At 64.8% G+C, this 4,871-nt stretch carries 2 protein-coding genes and 1 pseudogene; 1 reads left to right on the top strand and 2 read right to left on the bottom strand.

Features of this window, described 5'->3' with window-relative positions; translation table 11 throughout:
* Positions 1-260: pseudogene (locus B3V69_RS11275) on the top strand (ISL3 family transposase); the annotation flags it as partial.
* Here B3V69_RS11275 and gnd read toward each other — a convergent pair.
* Both gnd and B3V69_RS11265 read right to left on the bottom strand, forming a co-directional pair.
* Entirely contained in the window at positions 244-1,281 is a 1,038-nt protein-coding gene (gene gnd, locus B3V69_RS11270; protein ID WP_296446573.1) for a phosphogluconate dehydrogenase (NAD(+)-dependent, decarboxylating), read from the bottom strand. The pseudogene B3V69_RS11275 and the gene gnd sit on opposite strands and share 17 nt — an antisense overlap.
* Before the next feature lie 2 nt (positions 1,282-1,283).
* Complete coding sequence (locus B3V69_RS11265) at positions 1,284-4,859, bottom strand: GH36-type glycosyl hydrolase domain-containing protein (RefSeq protein WP_296446570.1); 3,576 nt, start codon at positions 4,857-4,859, stop codon at positions 1,284-1,286.
* Between the last annotated feature and the right edge of the window lie 12 nt (positions 4,860-4,871).

The raw sequence follows: 4,871 nt of genomic DNA, 5'->3' as shown, positions 1-4,871 counted from the left end.
ATGAAAGACACCGCGCTGTATGAGCAGCTTCTTGGGCTGAAGGCACCTTGGTCGGTCAAGAAGGTAGACCTTTCTTTGGCTGAAGCGAGCGCCAGTGGCGTCGCCTCGATACCAGCCAGTTCGAGACCGTCATCAAAGCACGTATTCCCCAACTCAAATACAGTGACGGCGCTGTCGAGGAGTTGACGGTACCCTGGGCGGAGCGCTACTGCCGGGTCACCACCTTGATGGCTGCGTTTGTTATCAAACTGCTTGAGGCGTGGGGCCTGCGGCAGGCTTTTCGACATGGCCGCCGAATTCATGCCGCATCGCCGATTGCACGCGGTTGGCGAAGTCGGCCTCGCCGCGTGAACTGAAGCGCGCGTAGAGCGCCGCACTCAGTACTGGCGCCGGCACCGCTTCATCGATGGCGGCCTGGATCGTCCAGCGGCCTTCGCCGGAGTCGGAAACGCGCCCTTCGAAGCCGGCCAGCGCAGGATCGTCGGCCAACGCGGCCGCGGTCAGGTCGAGCAGCCACGACCCGATCACGCTTCCACGTCGCCAGACCTCTGCGATCTCGGCCAGGTTCATCTCGTACTGATACAGCTCGGGGTGGCGCAGCGGAGTTGTCTCGGCATCGACGACACTGGCGCGCTTGCCGACATTGGCGTTGTGCAGGATGTTCAGACCCTCGGCGTACGCCGCCATGACGCCGTACTCAATGCCGTTGTGCACCATCTTGACGAAGTGGCCGGCGCCGTGCGGCCCGCAATGCAACCAGCCCTGATCGGCGCTGCCACTGCCGGGTTTGCGCCCCGGTGTCGGTTTGGCGCTGCCCGCGCTTGGCGCCAGTGTTTTGAACACCGGAGCCAGCTGTTGCACCGCTTGGTCATCACCGCCGATCATCAGACAGAAGCCGCGCTCCAGTCCGGCTACGCCGCCGCTGGTTCCCACGTCGACATAGTGGATACCCGACGCCTGCAACGCGGCCGCGCGACGCAGGTCGTCATGGTAGTAGGAGTTGCCGCCGTCAATGACGATGTCGCCAGCGTCGAGCAGCGGTGTCAACTGTGTCAGGAGGTCGTCGACGGCCGCCGCAGGCACCATCAACCAGATCGCACGCGGTTGCGTCAGCGAGGTGACCAGATGCTGCAGCGAAGTCGCGCCGGTTGCGCCGAGTGCCACCAGACGCTCGATGCCCTTCGGGTCGCGGTCATGGATGACGCAGTCGTGCCCTCCGTGCAGCAGCCGCGTTGTCATACTGGCACCCATGCGGCCCAGTCCAATCATGCCGATTTGCATCTTTATGCTCCAGTCTTGTGGATTCGCACGACGATCGCGTGTTCGCCGCCGTCGTCGGTCAGGGGGATGGTTGAGCCGGGAAGCTCGGCGCCATCCACGGTCAGGTGCGGGCCATCATCCTCAACGGTTGTTTGCAGCACCTTGATTCGGTAGAGCGTTGCGCGATACCGATAGTTCACTTCATAGGAGTCCCAGTGAGCCGGCAGGCACGCAGCGAATCGCAGACTGTTCGATTCGACGTTCAAGCCCAGCAGTGACTCGAGAATGAAACGCGACATCCAGCCGGCCGAGCCGGTGTACCAGGTCCATCCGCCGCGGCCGGTGTGCGGCGGCAGCGCGTACACATCCGATGCGATGACGTAAGGCTCGGTCTGGTAGGTCGCGATGGCCTGCGGCGAATCCGCATGTCTGACCGGGTCGATCATCGTGAACAGTTCCCATGCGCGCCGCGCATCGCCCAGCGCAGCGAACGCCATGGCCGTCCAGACGGCTGCATGCGTGTACTGGCTGCCGTTCTCGCGCACGCCGGGAACGTAGCCCTGGATGTAGCCCGGACTGGGATCGGAGTGGTCAAAGGGCGGACCAAGCAACTGGATCAACGCCGAGTCGCGGTGCACGAGCTGTGCATCGACGGCGTCCATCGCCTGACGCACACGCTGCGGATCGCCTGCGCCAGACAAGACCGCCCAGCTCTGCGCAATCGAGTCGATGCGGCACTCGGCGTTGGCCGAGGTGCCCAGGGGTGAACCATCGTCGAACCAGCCGCGGCGGTACCACTGGCCATCCCATGCGCTCTTCTCGATGTCAGCGCGCAGCGCGGCTCCCTTGACCGCGCAGCGTTGTGCCAATGCGGCGTCACCGTACTGCTGGGCCACGGCACCGAACTGCGTCAGAACCGAACAAAGAAAGAAGCCCACCCAGACGCTCTCGCCCTGGCCGTCGGCGCCGACCAGATTCATTCCATCGTTCCAGTCGCCCGCACCCATCAGCGGCAAACCGTGCACACCGAAACGCAGGCCGTGCTCGATCGCCCGTACGCAGTGTTCGTACAGGCTGCCGGTCTGGTCGGACCGTGTGGGAAGGTCGTAGTACGACGCTTCGTGGTCCTTGAGTGCCCGGCCTTCCAGGAAATTAACCTGCTCGTCCAGCACGCCGGTGTCACCCGTGACCACCACATAGCGGCACACCGCCAGCGGCAGCCACAGGTAGTCGTCCGAACACCGCGTTCGCACGCCCCTTCCCGACGGTGGGTGCCACCAGTGCTGCACATCACCTTGAGGAAACTGGCGCGACGCGCAGCACAGCAGGTGCTCGCGCACCAAGGTGGGCGCGGCATGGACCAAAGCCATCACGTCCTGCAACTGATCGCGAAACCCGAAGGCGCCGCTGGATTGATAGAACGCGTTGCGAGCCCAGAGCCTGCACGCGAGGGTCTGGTACAGCAACCATCCGTTGAGCAGGACATCGAGGGAGCGATCCGGCGTTTCAACCTGCACCGCGCCGAGCGTGTGCGTCCAATACCGCGTCACCTCGGCCCGTGCCTCGCGTGCCGCGGTGGGGCCGCGCCAGCGCTTTACGAGCGCACTTGCCTCCTCGCGAGTTGCGCCGGTTCCCAGGCGAAAGACCAGCTCGTGCTTCTGCCCGGCGGCCAAAGTGAAGGGCACGCGGATGGCGCCACAGGGATCGAGCGCCGAGCCCACGGCGCCGCAAAACCGCGGAGCCCCCATCGCGGCGGGATGGCGCAGCGTGCCGTGGTGACCCAGGAATGCGCTGCGATCGCCGCACACGCTGGTGCCCGGCAGCTGTGCCCCATCGACATCGAAGAACGCGGTGCGCCCGGCGAAATCGGTGTTGAACGGGTTTTGGGCGAACAGCGCACCGCTGCCTGCGTCGATTTCGGTGCTCACATGCATGGCCGTCTTCGTCCGCTCGTCGCCGAGCACCCATTCGAGATACGCGGTCGCGGACAGGCTGCGTTCCCGGCCCGACTGATTGCACAGCTTCAACACCATGAACTTGACCGGCGCATCGATGGCGACGAACACAGTCAACTCGGAATCGATTCCGTTTTCGCTGTGCTCGAACACGCTGTAGCCGAAGCCATGACGGGTCAAGTAGGGCATCGAGCCGGCGCTCGGCAACAGCGTGGGCGACCAGTAAGAGCCGCTCGCCTCGTCGCGCAGGTAAAACGCCTCGGTATTGGCATCCCCGACCGGATCGTTCGACCAGGGCGTGAGACGAAACTCTTGCGCGTTCTCGCTCCAGGTGTTGGCGCTGCCGCTTTCGGAGACCAGGGTGCCGAAGAACGGATTTGCCAGAACGTTCACCCATGGAACCGGCGTCATCTGCCCAGCCGCGATCGTGATGACATATTCGCGCCCGTCCGGCGTAAACCCGCCCAGCCCATTGCCCAGGACCAGCTGGGGTTTGAGCGGTCCGTGCGACAGCTCGAATCGCGCCCTGGTTTGGCCGGCGTTGCCCCGTGCCACGGCTGGGATCGAGCCGAAGGGCGGCTTCAACCCACGCCGTTCGAGTTGTCGCGCCAGCGGCCCGTCGTCATCGTTCACAGCGACCCGTGCCACCGCCTGCAGAAGAATGCGATCCGCTGGCGCGACCTGGTCCAACTTGCGCACAAAGATGCCGCCAGGTTTGTCGATGCGCTCAGCTTGGCCACAAGCAGCGATCAGCGCATTGATCTGCGGATGCAGGTCGGGTCCATCCACGTCGCGTTCCGCAGTGAGGATGACCAGGTCCACCTCCAGTCCGAAATGGCGCCAGTAAGCGTGGGCCAGCACGAGCCGGCGCGCCGACTCAAGATTCGCCGGGTCTGCGATGCCCAGCAGGACGATCGACAGATCCCCTGAAATCGCGTAGCGCCACAGTCCGGCCTGACCCTGACGGTTGCTGGCGAGAACGCTTGGGTCGGCACGCAGCCACGCGTTGGCATAGAGCACGGATGCGGCCAGGTTCGCGTAGAACAGCCCATCCGCGTCACTGGAGCGCAACCCGCTCAGAACGGCTTGTGAATAAGTCGACGCGGAACCTACAACCCGGTCTGCCATCGTCTGCTGCTGGTACTTTCGAACCAGATCGGTACACGCTTCGTGGGTGCTGGCGACGCCCGTGACCAGATCGACGGTGGCGGCCTCCCCCGGGTCGAGCCGGATGCAGCAACGAATCGCAGCGACCGGATCGAGCACGGAGCCGGCGCTGCCCGACAGGACCGCGTTGCGGTCCAGGGCCTGCGGGTCGGCCGTGCTGCGGCCGCGGCCGATGAAGCGAGCGCGATCGGTCTCGTACGAGACGGCTTCTCCTTGCCGCTGCTGCGTGGCCAGCAGATGGAACATGGATGGAGCCGGCTCGCTTGGAGCGCGCGCACGGCGGGTGCAGACGATGGCTTGCGACTGGCCGAGGATCTCGGTTTCGACAAACAGCTTCTCGAACGCCGGATGGGCGGAGTCAGTGGCGCCAGGCGCGAGCACGATTTCCGCGTAGCTCGTGATATCGAGCGTTCGGCGCACGGATGAACGGTTGCTGATGCGGATTCGACGCAACTCGACGTCGTCGTCGCTCGACACGGCAATGTCGGT

The sequence above is a fragment of the Rhodoferax sp. UBA5149 genome (assembly GCF_002413825.1).
Classification (GTDB): Bacteria; Pseudomonadota; Gammaproteobacteria; order Burkholderiales; family Burkholderiaceae_C; genus Rhodoferax.
Note: the sequence above shows the minus strand (reverse complement) of the source record. Positions and strands in the feature narration are given on the sequence as shown.